At 64.2% G+C, this 14,944-nt stretch carries 13 protein-coding genes; 9 read left to right on the top strand and 4 right to left on the bottom strand.

All coding sequences use genetic code 11. The features are described 5' to 3' along the window. Positions 1-33: 33 nt before the first annotated feature. The 8 genes from mreC (at position 34) to tldD (ending at position 11,249) form a co-directional block, all read left to right on the top strand. Positions 34-1,017 carry a rod shape-determining protein MreC gene (gene mreC, locus ACX1DW_RS12355; RefSeq protein WP_234464384.1) on the top strand — a complete coding sequence of 328 codons (984 nt, stop codon included), beginning with the start codon at positions 34-36 and terminating at the stop codon, positions 1,015-1,017. Next, a complete protein-coding gene (mreD, locus tag ACX1DW_RS12350; RefSeq protein WP_063544382.1) occupies positions 1,014-1,502 on the top strand; it encodes a rod shape-determining protein MreD in 489 nt (162 codons plus the stop codon). Before mreC ends, mreD begins: the two co-directional genes overlap by 4 nt. Positions 1,503-1,693: 191 nt before the next feature. Continuing rightward, positions 1,694-2,830: a PEGA domain-containing protein gene (locus ACX1DW_RS12345; RefSeq protein WP_200601095.1), complete on the top strand. Its 1,137-nt coding sequence runs from the start codon at positions 1,694-1,696 to the stop codon at positions 2,828-2,830. 94 nt (positions 2,831-2,924) lie between these two features. Then, on the top strand, positions 2,925-3,515 hold the full coding sequence (locus ACX1DW_RS12340) for a Maf family protein (protein ID WP_102840564.1): 591 nt from the start codon (positions 2,925-2,927) through the stop codon (positions 3,513-3,515). An 86-nt stretch (positions 3,516-3,601) separates the two neighbouring features. Beyond that, positions 3,602-5,059, top strand: a complete 1,458-nt coding sequence (rng, locus tag ACX1DW_RS12335) for a ribonuclease G (RefSeq protein WP_063544389.1) — start codon at positions 3,602-3,604, stop codon at positions 5,057-5,059. A gap of 49 nt (positions 5,060-5,108) precedes the next feature. Next, positions 5,109-8,915 (top strand): YhdP family protein, encoded by a 3,807-nt coding sequence (locus tag ACX1DW_RS12330; protein WP_200600152.1) that lies wholly within the window; start codon positions 5,109-5,111, stop codon positions 8,913-8,915. A gap of 43 nt (positions 8,916-8,958) precedes the next feature. Further along, on the top strand, positions 8,959-9,804 hold the full coding sequence (locus ACX1DW_RS12325) for a carbon-nitrogen hydrolase family protein (RefSeq protein WP_200600151.1): 846 nt from the start codon (positions 8,959-8,961) through the stop codon (positions 9,802-9,804). 2 nt (positions 9,805-9,806) lie between these two features. Further along, positions 9,807-11,249 (top strand): metalloprotease TldD, encoded by a 1,443-nt coding sequence (tldD, locus tag ACX1DW_RS12320; RefSeq protein ID WP_200600150.1) that lies wholly within the window; start codon positions 9,807-9,809, stop codon positions 11,247-11,249. Positions 11,250-11,291: 42 nt separating this feature from the next. Here the strand turns inward: tldD and yjgA are convergent, their stop codons facing one another. Then, entirely contained in the window at positions 11,292-11,813 is a 522-nt protein-coding gene (yjgA, locus tag ACX1DW_RS12315) for a ribosome biogenesis factor YjgA (RefSeq protein WP_125868261.1), read from the bottom strand. 113 nt (positions 11,814-11,926) lie between these two features. Between yjgA and pmbA the strand changes: the two genes are divergently transcribed. After that, positions 11,927-13,273: a metalloprotease PmbA gene (pmbA, locus tag ACX1DW_RS12310; protein WP_161611496.1), complete on the top strand. Its 1,347-nt coding sequence runs from the start codon at positions 11,927-11,929 to the stop codon at positions 13,271-13,273. A 47-nt stretch (positions 13,274-13,320) separates the two neighbouring features. On the opposite strand, the gene ACX1DW_RS12305 is transcribed toward pmbA, so the two are convergent. Genes ACX1DW_RS12305 through ptsN form a run of 3 tightly spaced genes read right to left on the bottom strand, consistent with a single transcriptional unit; the run spans position 13,321 to position 14,944 of the window. After that, a complete protein-coding gene (locus ACX1DW_RS12305; protein WP_063544400.1) occupies positions 13,321-13,593 on the bottom strand; it encodes an HPr family phosphocarrier protein in 273 nt (90 codons plus the stop codon). 13 nt (positions 13,594-13,606) lie between these two features. After that, positions 13,607-14,464 (bottom strand): RNase adapter RapZ, encoded by an 858-nt coding sequence (gene rapZ / locus ACX1DW_RS12300; protein ID WP_200600149.1) that lies wholly within the window; start codon positions 14,462-14,464, stop codon positions 13,607-13,609. 15 nt (positions 14,465-14,479) lie between these two features. Further along, positions 14,480-14,944 (bottom strand): PTS IIA-like nitrogen regulatory protein PtsN, encoded by a 465-nt coding sequence (gene ptsN / locus ACX1DW_RS12295; protein ID WP_063544404.1) that lies wholly within the window; start codon positions 14,942-14,944, stop codon positions 14,480-14,482.

Raw genomic sequence — 14,944 nt, 5'->3', positions numbered from 1 at the left:
GTCGCAATCAAGCCGCTATTTGCCAAGGGACCTCTGCTCGGTGGACGCCTGCTGGTGTTCGTCGTGCTCTGCGTCGCGCTGATGGTGGTGGATGCACGTTTCGATGCGCTGAAGATGGTGCGCAGCCAGATGGCGCTGGTGCTGACCCCGTTCTACTGGGTCGCCGAAATGCCGGTGCGTATCTGGAGAGGGGCAACCGAACAGATCGCCAGCAGTAGCAGCCTGATGGCCGAGAACGAGAAGCTCAAGGCCGAGGCGTTGCTGATGCAGCGGCGCCTGCAGAAGCTGGCGATGCTGACCGAGCAGAATGTGCGCCTGCGCGAATTGCTTAATTCTGCGGCGCTGGTGGATGACAAGGTCATCGTCGCCGAACTGATCGGGCTCGACCCAAACCCGTTCACCCATCGCATCCTGATCGACAAGGGCGAAAGGGACGGCGTCTTCATGGGGCAGCCGGTGCTCGATGCCAGTGGGCTGATGGGGCAGGTCGTCGAAGTGCTGCCCTATGCGGCGCGGGTATTGCTGCTCACCGATGTGACCCACAGTATTCCGGTGCAGGTCAACCGCAACGGGTTGCGTGCAATCGCCGTGGGTACCGGCAATCCAGACTACCTGGAACTTCGTCACGTGGCGGAAACCGCTGATATCAAGGAAGGTGACCTGCTGGTCAGCTCCGGCCTCGGTCAGCGCTTTCCCAGCGGCTATCCGGTGGCTCAGGTGACCGAGGTGGTGCATGGCTCCGGTCAGCCATTCGCGATCGTTCGTGCGGTGCCTACGGCGATGCTCAACCGCAGCCGCTATCTGATGCTGGTCTTCAGCGACTCGCGTACGCCCGAGGAGCGCGCCGCCGCAGCTGCGCAGGCGCAGGTGGATGCCGACCGAGAAGCGGCTGCCGACGCTGAGACGGCTCCTCCTGCCGCGGAGCAGGCAGCCGGTAATGCCCCGGCGGTGGGTGATGCTCCGGCGCCCTCGCCAGTCGATGCTCCGGCGCCCTCGCCAGTCGAGGAGGCGCAATGATCAGTGGACGGCCGAACAATGGGTGGGTGATCTGGTGCAGCCTGACGATCGCGCTGTTGCTCAGCATCGCTCCCATGCCGGGCAGCGCGGAGCTGGCTCGCCCATTGTGGCTCGGTCTGGTAATCGCCTTCTGGTCGCTGACGCTTCCGCATCGCGGGGGGCTTGGCGTTGCATTCTGCTTCGGCCTGGCTCAGGACGTGCTGGCGGGCACGCTGTTCGGTCAGAGTGCCTTGCCACTGATCCTGATTGCCTTTCTGGTGTTGAGTCTCCAGCAACGCCTGCGCATGTTCCCGCTGTGGCAACAGAGCATGGTACTGCTGGTGGTGCTGGGGCTCGCGCAGCTGGTTCAGCTATGGCTCAACACGCTGACGGGCAATCGTCCTCCTACGCTGCTGTTCCTCGTGCCGGTGCCTATCAGTGCCTTGCTCTGGCCGTGGCTGTTCGTCGCACTGCAAGGGTTGCGGCAACGCTTCGCTGTCTACTGATACTGCTATTTGACTACTCCCGCGCCGGCAGAAAGCGAAAGTCATGAGTTTCGTGTGGATTTGCGCGGAGCGGCACGGCCTATGCCTTGCTGCTCCGGGGCAATTCTGAAATCATGCGCCCCTCATGGCGTTCAGCCATTACTGTGATCTGCTTCAGACAAACGACAAGCACAACAGCACGGGCGATGAGTATGGAAGCTGGCGTTTCGATTCTTTCCACGCGGCGATGGGGGCGGGGTGTGCGCACCGTGCTTGTAGCGAGCGCAGCCGCCTCGCTGCTGCTGGCGCTGATTGCGAGCAGCGACTACTCCCAGGCCGACAGCGCACCGCAGGCCCCCCGGCCGGCCCAACCTGCGGCTTCCGATGCGCCCGCCGCGGCGCCCGGCACCATCGATTCCTCCCGCAGCGAGCAGCTGGCCAGCAAGCTCGCCGAGCTCGACGCCATTGTGCTGGAGAAGCAGAAGCTCGAAGAGGCCTTGCGTGCGCAGAAGAGCGAACTGGCCGCGATCCAGTTGCAGCTGGCGAACACCAAGAAGCTGATCCAGGCCGAAGTTGACGATTTCCTCGGACAGGGCATCGAGCGCAAGCGACTCGACGAGTTGCTCGACGAGCACAAGCGTAGCGCCGATGCCGCGGCTGCTATTGGTGAGCGTGTCGAGGCTCTGGAAAAGGATATGGGCAGCCAGCATCTGAAGCTCTCCCTGGCGAGCCGTGATGCGGAGCGCCTCAAGTCCCAGCTCGCCGCCGAGGCTCGCGAACGCAACAGCAAGAACATCCAGGCGATTGCACGCAAACTGGACAAGACCATCCGCTTCGATCAGGACGTCTCGTTCCGCTGCTCGGCGAGCAAGAGCCTGGCCGCCTGTCTGGCCGAGTTCCGCGGCGACAGTCAGATGTCGCAGTGGGTGCTGGGCCACTATCAGCGGGTCCTGGCCGAGGACATCCGTGATCAGGTGGCGGAGCTGGCGTTGGATACTGGCTGGTACCGCTATCGCACACGTACGGACTTCGCGCAGGCAAGCATGAGCCTGGACGGCACCGTTCACGCACGGATGAATATCGAGGCGACCATCACCGCGAAGAAGATGATGCCCTGCGCGATCCTCGATGTGCCTTACGAGCAATGCGACAGTCAGACGCATTCCCTGATCGTGCGCAGCAACAAGTACGATGACCGGGTTCGTATCAATGACCAGGACCACGGCGCGACGCCGGTGTCGCTGGTGCTGGATAGCGGTGTCTACGACATCCAGGTGACCTCTGGCGGTATCACCCAAAAGCGTACCCTGTCACTGAAGGGCGATCAGGTACTCAACTTCAGGTTCTGACAGCCCCTCGCCGGTGTGCCGCCAAGCCCTCCGCGCCTTTCTCGACGCCCCCTGAATATGCGACGCTGTCGCTTATTCACGTTGAGGACTTGCCATGGGCACTCTGTTTCTCGCCTCGGCATCACCCCGCCGTCGCGAACTGCTCGCGCAGATAGGCGCTCCGTTTTCCCTGATCAGCGTCTCGGTCGACGAGACGCCTTCACCGACCGAATCCCCCGAGGCCTATGTCGAGCGTGTTGCGCGGGACAAGGCCCTCGCCGGATTGGCAGTGCTGGGTGAGCGCGATGGCTGCGTGCTGGGCGCCGACACCAGCGTGGTGCTCGATCAGCGCATCCTTGGCAAGCCGGTCGATCGCAATGAAGGCCTGGCAATGCTGGCGGCACTTTCGGGCCGTACCCATCGGGTGATGACCGCGGTGGCGCTTGCCAGTCGCTCGGCCTGCGAAGCGCGTGTGGTCATCAGCGAAGTGACCTTTCGCAGCATCGATGAAGCGGAGGCCGAGCGCTACTGGAACAGTGGCGAGCCGCTGGACAAGGCGGGTGGCTATGCCATCCAGGGTTGGGGCGCTGCCTTCGTCAGCCAGCTGCATGGCAGCTATTCGGCGGTGGTCGGCCTGCCGCTGTGCGAAACCACGCAGCTGCTCGATGTGTTCGCTCTCCCACGTTGGACCAAAGGCTCACGCTAGAGCCTGTGGCTTCGACGCGCCGGCCGGTTAGAATCGACCGGAACCATCAGCTAGCGCTGCACATCAAGCCACCGCCGAGAACAACAATGAGCGAAGAAATCCTGATGAACATCACCCCCATGGAGTCGCGGGTGGCGGTGGTGGAGAACGGTGTCTTGCAGGAGGTGCACGTCGAGCGCACCCAGCGCCGCGGCATCGTTGGCAACATTTACAAGGGCAAGGTGGTGCGGGTGCTGCCGGGTATGCAGGCGGCCTTCGTCGACATCGGGCTGGATCGCGCCGCGTTCATTCATGCCTCGGAGATATCCAGCCGCGAAGGCAACGCCGTCGAGCCGATCAATGCACTGGTGCATGAGGGCCAGAGCCTGGTGGTGCAGGTCACCAAGGATCCTATTGGCACCAAGGGCGCACGTCTGACCACGCAGTTGTCGATCCCTTCTCGCTACCTGGTCTACATGCCGCGCACCAGCCATGTCGGGATCTCCCTGCGTATCGAGGATGAAGCCGAGCGCGAGCGACTCAAGCAGGTCGTAGCCGAATGCGTGGCGGCCGAAGGCATTCAGGAGGCCGGCGGTTTCATCCTGCGTACCGCGGCAGAAGGCGCCGGCAGCGAAGAGATCCTTATGGATATCCGCTATCTGCGCCGCCTGTGGGAGCAGATAGCGAGCCAGATCAAGACCGTCGAAGCGCCGACGGTAATCTACGAAGACCTCTCTCTGGCCATGCGCACGCTGCGTGATCTGGTCAACCCGCGGATCGAAAAGATCCGCATCGACTCGCGGGAAAATTTCCAGAAGGTCAGGCAGTTCGTCGGCGAGCTGATGCCCGAGCTGGGCGATCGTCTCGAGCATTACCCAGGCGAGCGCCCAATCTTCGACCTTTATGGCGTCGAGGACGAGATCCAGAAGGCGCTGGAGCGCAAGGTCATGCTCAAGTCCGGCGGTTACCTGATCATCGATCCGGCCGAGGCGATGACCACCATCGACGTCAACACCGGCGCCTTCGTCGGCCACCGGACGCTGGAAGAAACCATCTTCAAGACCAACCTCGAGTCGGCCACCGCCATCGCACGCCAGCTCCGGCTGCGCAATCTGGGCGGCATCATCATCATCGACTTCATCGACATGGAGGACGAGGAGCATCGTCGCCAGGTCCTGCGCACGCTGGAAAAGCAGCTGGAGCGCGATCACGCCAAGACCAACATCATCGGCATCACCGAACTTGGCCTGGTGCAGATGACCCGCAAGCGCACCCGCGAAAGCCTCGAACAGGTGCTGTGCGAACCCTGCATGTGCTGTCAGGGGCGTGGCAAGCTGAAGACTCCGGAGACCGTCTGCTACGAGATCTTCCGCGAGATCCTGCGGGAGGCGAGGGCCTATCAGGCCGAAGGCTACCGGGTGCTGGCCAATCAGAAGGTGATCGATCGTCTGCTCGACGAGGAGTCGGGCAATGTCGCCGATCTGGAGGCCTTTATCGGTCGCTCGATCAAGTTCCAGGTGGAAAGCATGTACTCCCAGGAACAGTACGATGTGGTGTTGCTCTGAACAAAGGTAGACCGGGCCGCAAGGGCCAGGATGACCGGAGCGCATCCAGATGAACCGCCTCGCTGCCTTCCTCCTGACACTGTCGCGCCAGCTGTTCTGGATAATCGCGTTCGGCCTGATTCTGGCCGCGTTCTACGTCAGCCTGGGGCGGCAGCTGGTGCCCTTGGTCGCCGAATACCGCGCCGAGGTGCAGGAGAAAGCGCAGGCGGCGCTGGGCATGCCAATCACGCTGGGCAGGCTCGAAGGTCGCTGGGAGGGCTTCGCGCCGCGTTTGCTGGCGCATGACGTGCTGCTCGGTGAAGGGGACAGCGCGATGCGCCTGGACCGTATCGCTATCGTGCCGGACCTGGCGGGCAGCCTCTGGGCCCGAGCATGGCGGTTGAACCGATTGGAACTCAGCGGCGTGCAGCTGTCTGTCGCTGAAGATGCCGAGGGCAAGTGGCGGGTGGAAGGCTTGCCGACCCGTACCGAGCAGAAACCGCCCGAGCCACAGAAGATGCTCGAGTCGTTGCAGCGGGTACGTGGGTTGGTGGTGCGCAACAGCCAGATCACGCTGGAACCATTCGGTGAGTCGCCGCTGACCTTGAGCTATACCGATCTGAGCTTGCGCGTCGACGGCGAGCGGCTCCGCTTGGACGGGCGCAGCATTCTGCCAGATGGCCAGCCGCTGGCCTTGAACATTCAGGGGCGGGTGCAGCCGCAACGCTGGCAGCACGCCGAGGCGCAGGTTTACCTCAGCCTGCCACAAAGCGACTGGGCCGCCTGGTTGCCACGCCGGCTGACCGCCGACTGGCATCTGCAGACGCTGAAGATGGGTGGCGAGCTGTGGGTGAGCTGGCGCGAACAGGCGCTGGAGCGTGCTGCTTTACGGTTGAACGCGTCGCAGCTGAGCATGTCCTTTGCCGATCGTGAGTCCGTTCAGCTCGAGGACCTGGGGGGCGAGGCGTATATCGATCGTAACGAGCAGGGCTACCGGCTGCTGCTGGACCGGCTGGCATTCGATCTCGACGGCGAGCGCTGGGGCGATGCGCGAATCCAGCTTCAGCAGGATCAGGCCAAGCAGCACTGGCGCCTGCAGGCGGATCGGCTGGCTATCGCGCCGATCGCCACGCTCGTTCGTGCACTGGCGCCGTTGCCGCCGACTGCCGCCGAGACGCTGACGGCGCTGCAACCCAACGGAACATTGCGCAACCTGCAGCTCGACTACTACCCGCAGATGGAGTCGCCGCAGCGCTTGCAGTTTGCTGCCAATCTGGACCGCATCAGCATTGCTGCACAGAACTGGATACCGGCGGTGGGGAACGCGAGTGGCAGCATTCTTGGTGACCTGGGCGGCGGCGAGTTGCGTGTGGACAGCGACGACTTCAGCCTGCAGCTTGCGCCACTTTATCCTGAGCCGTGGCGCTACCGACACGCCGGCGGGCGCCTGACCTGGGCGCTGGATGAGCAGGCCTTCACGCTGGCTGCGCCCTATCTGCGCATCGACGGCGAGGAAGGCAAGATCGCCGGAGATTTTCTCATCCGACTGGCTCGGGACCCCGCGGCAGAGGATTACATGGACCTGCGGGTCGGCTTGAGCGAAGGCGATGCGCGCTTCACCGAGAAATACCTGCCGACACGCTCGCCGGCGTTGAGCCCGGCGCTGGTCAGCTGGCTCAGGGAGGCGATCCGCAGCGGTACGGTCGAGCAAGGTTATTTCCAGTACCAGGGCGCACTGAACAAGGGCGCTTCCGATAGCGCGCGCGCCCTGAGCCTGTACTTCAAGGTGCGTGATGCGGAGCTGGCGTTTCAGCCCGGCTGGCCCCTGCTGCAACAGGGCCGCGGCGAGGTGCTGATCGAAGACAGTGGGGTGCGTGTCCGGCTCGCGGAAGGGCGGATCCTGGACAGCCAGGTGCGGGATGCGACAGCGGAGATACCTCGCGCCGGGGCCGGAAACGTGCCGCAGCTGGCGGTGAAAGGACAGGTCAACAGCAGCCTGGCGGACGCCTTGAAGCTGCTGCAGGAGGCGCCGATCGGGACTGCCGAGCTGTTCGCCGGCTGGCAGGGGCAGGGTGCGCTCAGCGGCACGCTTGACCTGCAGATCCCGCTGGGCAAGGGCACTCCGCGGGTCATCGTGGATTTCGCCAGCGACGATGCGAAACTGAAGATTCCCGAGCCGGAGCTTGCCTTCGAGCAGCTCAGCGGAAATTTCCGCTACGACACCGCACGGGGCTTGAGCGCAGAGGCCATCCAGGCGCGTCTGTTCGGCGCTCCGGTCAAGGGCAAGGCGGTCGCGACAGGCGCGCCCGGCAAGCCAGCCTCTCGCCTGGAGGCACAGGGCACCGTGGGGTTGCAGCGTCTGGTTGAGTGGCTCGCTATCGGGCAATCGCTGCCCGCCAGCGGTGAACTGCCCTATCAGTTGCGTCTGGATCTGGCGGGTGAGGATAGTCAGCTGCAAATCGACTCGTCGCTACAGGGGCTGCGCATCGATCTGCCAGCGCCGTTCGGCAAGTCTGCCGGCGAGCGCCGCGATACCTCGTTGCGGATGTCTCTGCAAGGGGCCGAGCGTCACTACGGCGTCCAGCATGGGACGCTCGCCGCGCTGGCGTTTGCCGCGCCGCCGGGCGCCTGGGCGCAGGGTCGCGGTGAGCTGCGTCTGGGCCCCGGTGCGGCTAATCTTCCCGCCCGTGCCGGGCTTTACGTCAGAGGCCGCCTGCCGGAACTCGACTTGAAAGCCTGGCAGGCTGTGCTCGAGCAACATGGCAAGGCGGACGCGCAGCAGACGACTGGCTCACTGCTGCGCCGTGCGCAGGTCGAGATCGGTCGTTTCGATGGTTTTGGCACCCGGATCGACGACCTTGGCTTGGACCTGCGGCGACTGAGCGATGCCTGGGACCTTGGCCTTCGCAGCTCGACCATCGGCGGCTCGGTTCGTCTGCCGGATGCCGAGGGTGGCACCATCGTTGCTGATCTCCAGCACCTGCGTCTGCCGGCTCCGGCGCAAACCGGCGAAGCAGCATCCAAGGAGCGGCCTGATCCGCTGGCCGATGTCGACCCGCAGAGCCTGCCGGTGATGGATGTCGCCATCAAACGGATATCCCTGGGCGACGATGTGCTTGGCGCCTGGACGTTGAAGCTGCGGCCGGTCAGCGCCGGAATCGAGTTCCGCGACATCGCTCTGGACCTCAAGGGCCTGAAGATCACCGGAAGTGGCGGTTGGGACGGCGCGCAGACCTGGTACAAGGGCCGCCTCGAAGGGCGCAACCTCGCCGACGTACTGCTTGCCTGGGGCTTTGCGCCCTCGGTGACCAGCGACAGTTTTCGCCTGGATGTGGATGGGCAGTGGCCCGGCTCGCCAGCCTGGTTCGCCATGGCGCGCTATTCCGGCAGTATGCAGCCCCGGCTGCGCAAGGGACAGTTCGTCGAGGTCGACGGCAGCGCCCAGGCGCTACGGGTGTTCGGCGTGCTCAATTTCAATTCGATAGGGCGTCGCCTGCGACTGGATTTCTCCGACCTGTTCAGCAAGGGGCTCAGTTATGACCGGCTGGATGGTCGGCTGCTGGCCAAGGAGGGCGTGTTCAACACCCGCGAGCCCATCACCGTCAGCGGTCCGTCGACCAACCTCGAGCTGGATGGCACGCTGGACATGGCTCGCGACCAGATCGATGCGAAACTGCTGGTCACGCTGCCGATCAGCAACAACCTGCCGCTGGCTGCGCTGATCGTCGGCGCCCCGGCGATTGGCGGGGCACTTTTCGTTGTCGACAAGTTGCTGGGCGACCGTGTGGCGCGCTTCGCCAGCGTACAGTATGACGTCAAGGGACCTTGGCAATCGCCGAAGATCAGCTTCGACAAGCCGTTCGAGAAGCCCAATTGACTGGTCGGTGTCTCGCGGCCATCGCAATTCGACGGGAGCATTCATGTCGCTGTCGGTAATCCAGATGACCAGCCAGGCCGATGTCGCCGGCAATCTAGCTGCCGCCCGGCGCCTGCTCGAGCAGGCTGCCGCGGGCGGGGCCCGCTTGGCGGTGCTGCCAGAGAACTTCGCCGCCATGGGCTGCAGTGACCCACAGCAGCTGGGGCGCGCCGAAGCGGAAGGCCAAGGGCCTGTTCTGCCCTGGTTGAAACGTACCGCGCGCGACCTCAGATTGTGGATTGTCGCTGGAACCGTGCCGCTGCCACCCGACGACCGTCCGCAGGACCGGCCCAATGCCTGTTCGCTGCTCATCGACGAGCACGGACAGCGGGTCGCGCGTTATGACAAGGTGCACCTGTTCGACGCCGATGTGGCCGACAGTCGGCAGCAGTACCGCGAATCCGATACCTACGGGGCAGGGCAGCGGCTGGTCGTGGCCGACACGCCGGTTGGACGGCTGGGCATGACCGTCTGCTACGACTTGCGCTTTGCCGAGTTGTACATGGCGCTGCGCGACGCAGGGGCCGAACTGATCAGTGCGCCCTCTGCCTTCACCACCGTGACCGGTGAGGCACACTGGACGACTCTGATCCGCTGCCGCGCCATAGAGACGCAGTGCTACGTACTGGCTGCCGCTCAGGTCGGTACGCACGCCGGCGGTCGCGTCACTTATGGGCATTCGTCTATCGTTGACCCCTGGGGTCGGTTGTTGTGCGAGCAGGCGGCTGCTGAGACAGCGCTGCTCGCCGAACGAGATGTGCCCGAGCAGGCGGCCATCCGCCAGCGCATGCCGGTGCAGCGCCACCGCCGTTTTTCCGTCCCGTGCTTGATCACGGACTGTCTGGAGTGAATATGAGTGAACTGCTGTTACCCGTAACCGAGCGTCTGCTGACGCCGGGTGGCCTGACCATCGACGATCTCCCAGCGCTGCTGGGCGAGCTCGCCGGTCCTGGCGTGGATGCTGCTGATCTGTATTTTCAGGATCAGGTATCCGAGTCCTGGGTACTGGAAGATGGCATCGTCAAGGAAGGCGGTTTTCACATCGAACAGGGCGTCGGCGTTCGGGCGCTTTCCGGTGAGAAGACCGGGTTCGCCTACAGCAACGCGATCACGGCCGATGCCTTGCGTCAGGCGGCCCAGGCCGCGCGGTCGATTGCCCGCAGCGGCAAGCAGGTGCAGGTCGGTGTGCTGTCCCGGGCAGCATTCGAGCCGCTCTACGGCCGCGATAATCCGCTCGACGGTCTGAGCCGGGGCGAAAAGGTGGAGCTGCTCAAGCGCATCGATGTCGCGACGCGAGCGCTCGATCCGCGGATCAAGCAGGTCACGGTGAGCCTGGCGGGTGTCTGGGAGCATGTTCTGGTTGCCGCGCTGGATGGCGGCATGGCTTCGGATATCCGCCCGCTGGTGCGTTTCAACGTCAGCGTGATCGTCGAGCAGAACGGCCGTCGCGAGCGCGGTGGGCAGGGTGGCGGCGGACGTACCGGCTACCGGTATTTCCTCGACGAGGATCGCGCCATGGGCTATGCGCGCGAAGCGCTGCGGCAGGCGCTGGTCAATCTCGAGGCAGTGCCGGCGCCTGCTGGGTCACTGCCGGTGGTGCTCGGCCCCGGGTGGTCTGGTGTACTGCTGCACGAGGCGGTCGGCCATGGGCTGGAGGGTGATTTCAATCGCAAGGGCAGCTCGGCCTACAGCGGTCGGATCGGGCAGAAGGTGGCGTCCAGCCTGTGCACCATCGTCGATGACGGAACCCTGGCGGATCGCCGAGGTTCGCTCAGCGTCGATGACGAAGGCACGCCGACGCAGTGCACCACACTGATCGAGAACGGCATTCTCAAGGGCTATATCCAGGACAAGCTAAACGCCCGGCTGATGGGCGTCGCGCCAACCGGCAACGGCCGCCGCGAGTCCTACGCGCACCTGCCGATGCCGCGCATGACCAACACCTACATGCTGGCCGGCGAGAGCGATCCGCAGGAAATCATCCGCTCGGTGAAAAAGGGTATCTACTGCGCCAGCCTCGGCGGCGGCCAGGTCGACATCACCAGTGGCAAGTTCGTCTTCTCCACCAGCGAGGCCTATCTGATCGAGGATGGCAAGATCACCGCGCCGGTGAAGGGCGCGACGCTGATCGGCAACGGCCCTGAAGTGATGAATCGGGTGTCGATGGTAGGCAACGACTTGGCGCTGGATAGCGGTGTCGGCACCTGCGGCAAGGACGGCCAGTCGGTGCCGGTGGGCGTCGGTCAGCCGACGCTGAAGATCGACGAGATCACCGTGGGAGGGACGGGCGCTTGAGCAGGCGCGCGTCGGATCGTGACCGGCGGCCTGGAGCTGACGTCAGCGCAGGCCACGCTTGGTCTCGTCCAGGTCACGGATGTATTTGAAGATTTTCCGGCTCGCTGCCGGCGGCTTGTTGCGTGCCGCTTCATGCTGCGCATGGCGGATCAGTCCGCGCAGGTGCTGGCGGTCGGTCTCCGGATACTCGGCGACGAAGGCTTCCAGGGTGCTGTCGTCGCCAGCGATCAGGCGGTCACGCCAACGTTCCAGCGCATGGAACCGTTCGTTGTACTGGCGGGTCGAGGCGTCGAGCTGGTCGACCAGGGCCAGGATCGCGTCGACGTCCTGGTCACGCATCAGTTTGCCGATGTATTGGATATGCCGTTTGCGTGCGATGTGTGCCTTGTGTTTGGGCGCGTCGGCGAGTGCCTTTTGCAGTGCGTCGCTGAGCGGCAGGCGAGCAATGAGATCGGGCTTGAGCGTGGTCAGACGCTCGCCGAGTTCCTGCAGCGCCAGCAGTTCGCGCTTGACCTGGGATTTGCTTTTTTCGTCGAAGCCGTCGACGTCGGAGTGTTCAGACATGGGGATGGTCCACTAGGAAATGCCGCCATGATAACAGCAGCCCCGGCAGCCGGCTCAGCGTAGCTGATGTCGGGCTGCTACTTGAATCGATTGCACTGGTTTTGGGAGAGCTTATGAGTGAAGTAGAGGGCATCGGACCGCATGCGCTGCCCGGCTTGCGCGATAAGGTCGAGCGCATCATCGAAGAGGCGCGTCGGCAGGGCGCCAGCGCCAGTGAGGTTTCGGTCTCGATGGAGCAGGGCCTGTCCACCACGGTGCGTCAAGGCGAGGTGGAAACGGTCGAGTACAATCGCGACCAGGGCTTCGGCATTACGCTCTATGTCGGCCAGAGCAAAGGCACGGCGAGCACAACCGGCAGCGGCGACGATGCCATCCGGGAAACCGTTGCTGCCGCCTTGGCCATTGCCAGGCACGCCTCGGAGGACGAATTCGCCGGCCTCGCCGACGCCACGCTGATGGCGCGCGAGCTTCCCGATCTCGACCTCTACCACCCGTGGGCGATCACTCCCGAACAGGCGATCGAGCAGGCGCTGAGCTGTGAAGGTGCGGCCTTCGCCTTCGACCAGCGGATTCGCAACGCCGACGGCACCAGCCTCAATACCCATCAGGGCTGTCGGGCCTACGGCAACAGCAACGGCTTCATCGGCGGTTATTGCAGCAGCCGGCACAGTCTGAGCTGCGTGATGATCGCTGAAAGCGACGGGCAGATGCAGCGGGACTATTTCTATGACGTGAACCGGATCGGCGAGGCGCTGATCGATCCGCTGACCATCGGTCAGCGAGCGGCTGAGCGTGCAGTTCGGCGGCTGGGCGCGCGTCCGATCCCGACCTGCGAGGTGCCGGTGCTGTTCGCACCGGAGCTGGCTACTGGGCTGTTCAGCCATTTCATCGCAGCGATTTCCGGTGGCAACCTCTACCGCAAGGCATCGTACCTGGAGGGCGCGCTGGGGCAGACGCTGTTCCCCGAGTGGCTGAGCCTGGACGAGCGCCCTCACATCCCGCGGGCGCTGGGGAGTGCCGGTTATGATGGCGATGGCTTGGCGACCTATGCCAAACCCTTCGTTGAGGGGGGGCGCCTCCTGTCCTACGTGCTATCGACCTACTCGGGACGCAAGCTTGGCATGCCGAGCACGGCCAACGCCGGCGGCGTGCACAACCTGTTCGTCAGTCACGGCGACGAGGATCAGGCGGCACTGATCCGTCAGATGGGGCGCGGGCTGCTGGTAACGGAACTGATGGGGCAGGGGCTGAATCTTGTGACCGGGGATTACTCGCGCGGTGCAGGCGGCTACTGGGTCGAGAATGGCGAGATTCAGTTCCCGGTGCAGGAAGTGACTATCGCCGGCAACCTGCGTGACATGTTCCGTCAGATCGTCGCGGTAGGTTGTGATATCGAGACGCGTGGCAATGTGCGCACCGGCTCGGTGCTGATCGAGCGGATGACGGTGGCGGGCAAGTAGCCTCGCCCAGCCGGCGTGGTCATCATCCGCGCCGGCCGCTCGAGGCCTTATTCGCCTTCTTCGAAATAATCGTCAATCAGTGCGACCAGGGCTGCCAGGGCTTCGTGCTCCTGCTCGCCTTCGGTGTGCAGGTGCAGAGTCGAGCCCTTGCTGGCGGCAAGCATCATGACCGCCATGATGCTCTTGCCGTCCACCAGCGTGGCCGGGCAGCGGCCGACACGGACGGCACACGGATAGCGGTTGGCAACGCCGACGAACTTGGCCGCCGCGCGCGCATGCAGACCGAGCTTGTTGATGATGGTGACTTCGCGGGCAGGCATGGGGCAGGTATTCCTAGGCGAGGTCCCGGTGACGGACCTGCAGATTCTTCAGCGGCTCCCTGAGCGCTTGGCCCAGGCGCTCAGCCAGATAAACCGAGCGATGATGGCCGCCGGTACAGCCGATGGCGATGGTTACGTATGCGCGGTTGCTGGCGGCGAAGCGGGGCAGCCATTTGCTCAGGTAGGCATGGATGTCCTGAAACATCTCCTCTACGTCGGGCTGGGCGGTCAGATAGTCGATGACCGGTTGATCGAGCCCGGAGAAGTCGCGCAGCTCGGCTTTCCAGTAGGGGTTGGGCAGGCAGCGCACATCGAACACCAGGTCGGCGTCGACCGGCATGCCGCGCTTGAAACCGAACGACTCGATGAGGAATGCGGTGCCGGGTTCGGGTCTGTTCAGCAGGCGCAGCTTCAGGACGTCGCGCAGCTGATAGAGATTCAGGTGCGTGGTGTCGATCTTCAGGTCGGCATGGTCGATGATGGCTGCCAATAGCAGCTCCTCGTCGCGGATAGCCTCGGCGAGGGAGCGGTTCTCGTTGGTCAGCGGATGACGTCGGCGGGTTTCCGAGAACCGCTTGAGCAGGGTTTCGTCGTCCGCGTCCAGATACAGCACGTCGCACTGGATATGCCTGGCGCGAACCTCTTCGAGCAGCTCCGGAAAACGCTTCAGTTGACTGGGCAGGTTGCGCGCATCGATGGAAACGGCGACCTGCGGATGCAGCAGCTCGGTGTGCAGCAGCGCGCGCTCGGCAAGCTCGGGAAGCAGGCCCGCCGGCAGGTTGTCGATGCAGTAGAAACCGTTGTCTTCGAGCACGTTCAGCGCGGTGCTCTTGCCCGAGCCCGAACGGCCACTGACGATGATCAGCCGCATCTGGCCCCCACTCCGCTAGGCGCCATTCTGGACGTCGACGACGACCTGATAGAGGCTCTCATTGGTCGGCGCCTGGCGCAGTCGCTGGCGCACCTCTTCACGGTCAAGCATGCTGGCGATCTGGCGCAGCAGCTCGAGGTGCTCGTCGGTGGCCGCTTCCGGTACCAGCAAGACGAACAGCAGGTCTACCGGCGCGCCGTCGATGGCGTCGAAGTCCACCGGCGTTTCGAGCCGCAGCACGGCACTCAGCGGGGCGTTACAGCCGACCATGCGGCAGTGAGGGATGGCGATGCCGTTGCCAAATCCGGTCGATCCCAGCTTCTCGCGGGCAATCAGGCTTTCGAATATGGTCTGGGAGTCGAGGTCTGTGAGGTCCTGGGCGATGACCTTGGCGATCTGTTCCAGGACGCGTTTCTTGCTACCGCCCGGGACGTTCACCAGGGAACGTCCGGGGGTCAGGATGTTTTCGAGTCGGATCAT

The organism is Stutzerimonas sp. KH-1 (assembly GCF_054483855.1).
Note: the sequence above shows the minus strand (reverse complement) of the source record. Positions and strands in the feature narration are given on the sequence as shown.

What these genes read in the sequence shown, in the direction of transcription:
- ACX1DW_RS12340 (WP_102840564.1), top strand. Translation starts at nt 2,925, where the DNA reads ATGGGCACTCTGTTTCTCGCCTCGGCATCACCCCGCCGTCGCGAACTG.
- ACX1DW_RS12345 (WP_200601095.1), top strand. Translation starts at nt 1,694, where the DNA reads ATGGAAGCTGGCGTTTCGATTCTTTCCACGCGGCGATGGGGGCGGGGT.
- rng (WP_063544389.1), top strand. Translation starts at nt 3,602, where the DNA reads ATGAGCGAAGAAATCCTGATGAACATCACCCCCATGGAGTCGCGGGTG.
- ptsN (WP_063544404.1), bottom strand. Translation starts at nt 14,944, where the DNA reads ATGATCCGACTCGAAAACATCCTGACCCCCGGACGTTCCCTGGTGAAC.
- rapZ (WP_200600149.1), bottom strand. Translation starts at nt 14,464, where the DNA reads ATGCGGCTGATCATCGTCAGTGGCCGTTCGGGCTCGGGCAAGAGCACC.
- mreD (WP_063544382.1), top strand. Translation starts at nt 1,014, where the DNA reads ATGATCAGTGGACGGCCGAACAATGGGTGGGTGATCTGGTGCAGCCTG.
- ACX1DW_RS12325 (WP_200600151.1), top strand. Translation starts at nt 8,959, where the DNA reads ATGTCGCTGTCGGTAATCCAGATGACCAGCCAGGCCGATGTCGCCGGC.
- ACX1DW_RS12305 (WP_063544400.1), bottom strand. Translation starts at nt 13,593, where the DNA reads ATGCCTGCCCGCGAAGTCACCATCATCAACAAGCTCGGTCTGCATGCG.
- pmbA (WP_161611496.1), top strand. Translation starts at nt 11,927, where the DNA reads ATGAGTGAAGTAGAGGGCATCGGACCGCATGCGCTGCCCGGCTTGCGC.
- ACX1DW_RS12330 (WP_200600152.1), top strand. Translation starts at nt 5,109, where the DNA reads ATGAACCGCCTCGCTGCCTTCCTCCTGACACTGTCGCGCCAGCTGTTC.
- yjgA (WP_125868261.1), bottom strand. Translation starts at nt 11,813, where the DNA reads ATGTCTGAACACTCCGACGTCGACGGCTTCGACGAAAAAAGCAAATCC.
- tldD (WP_200600150.1), top strand. Translation starts at nt 9,807, where the DNA reads ATGAGTGAACTGCTGTTACCCGTAACCGAGCGTCTGCTGACGCCGGGT.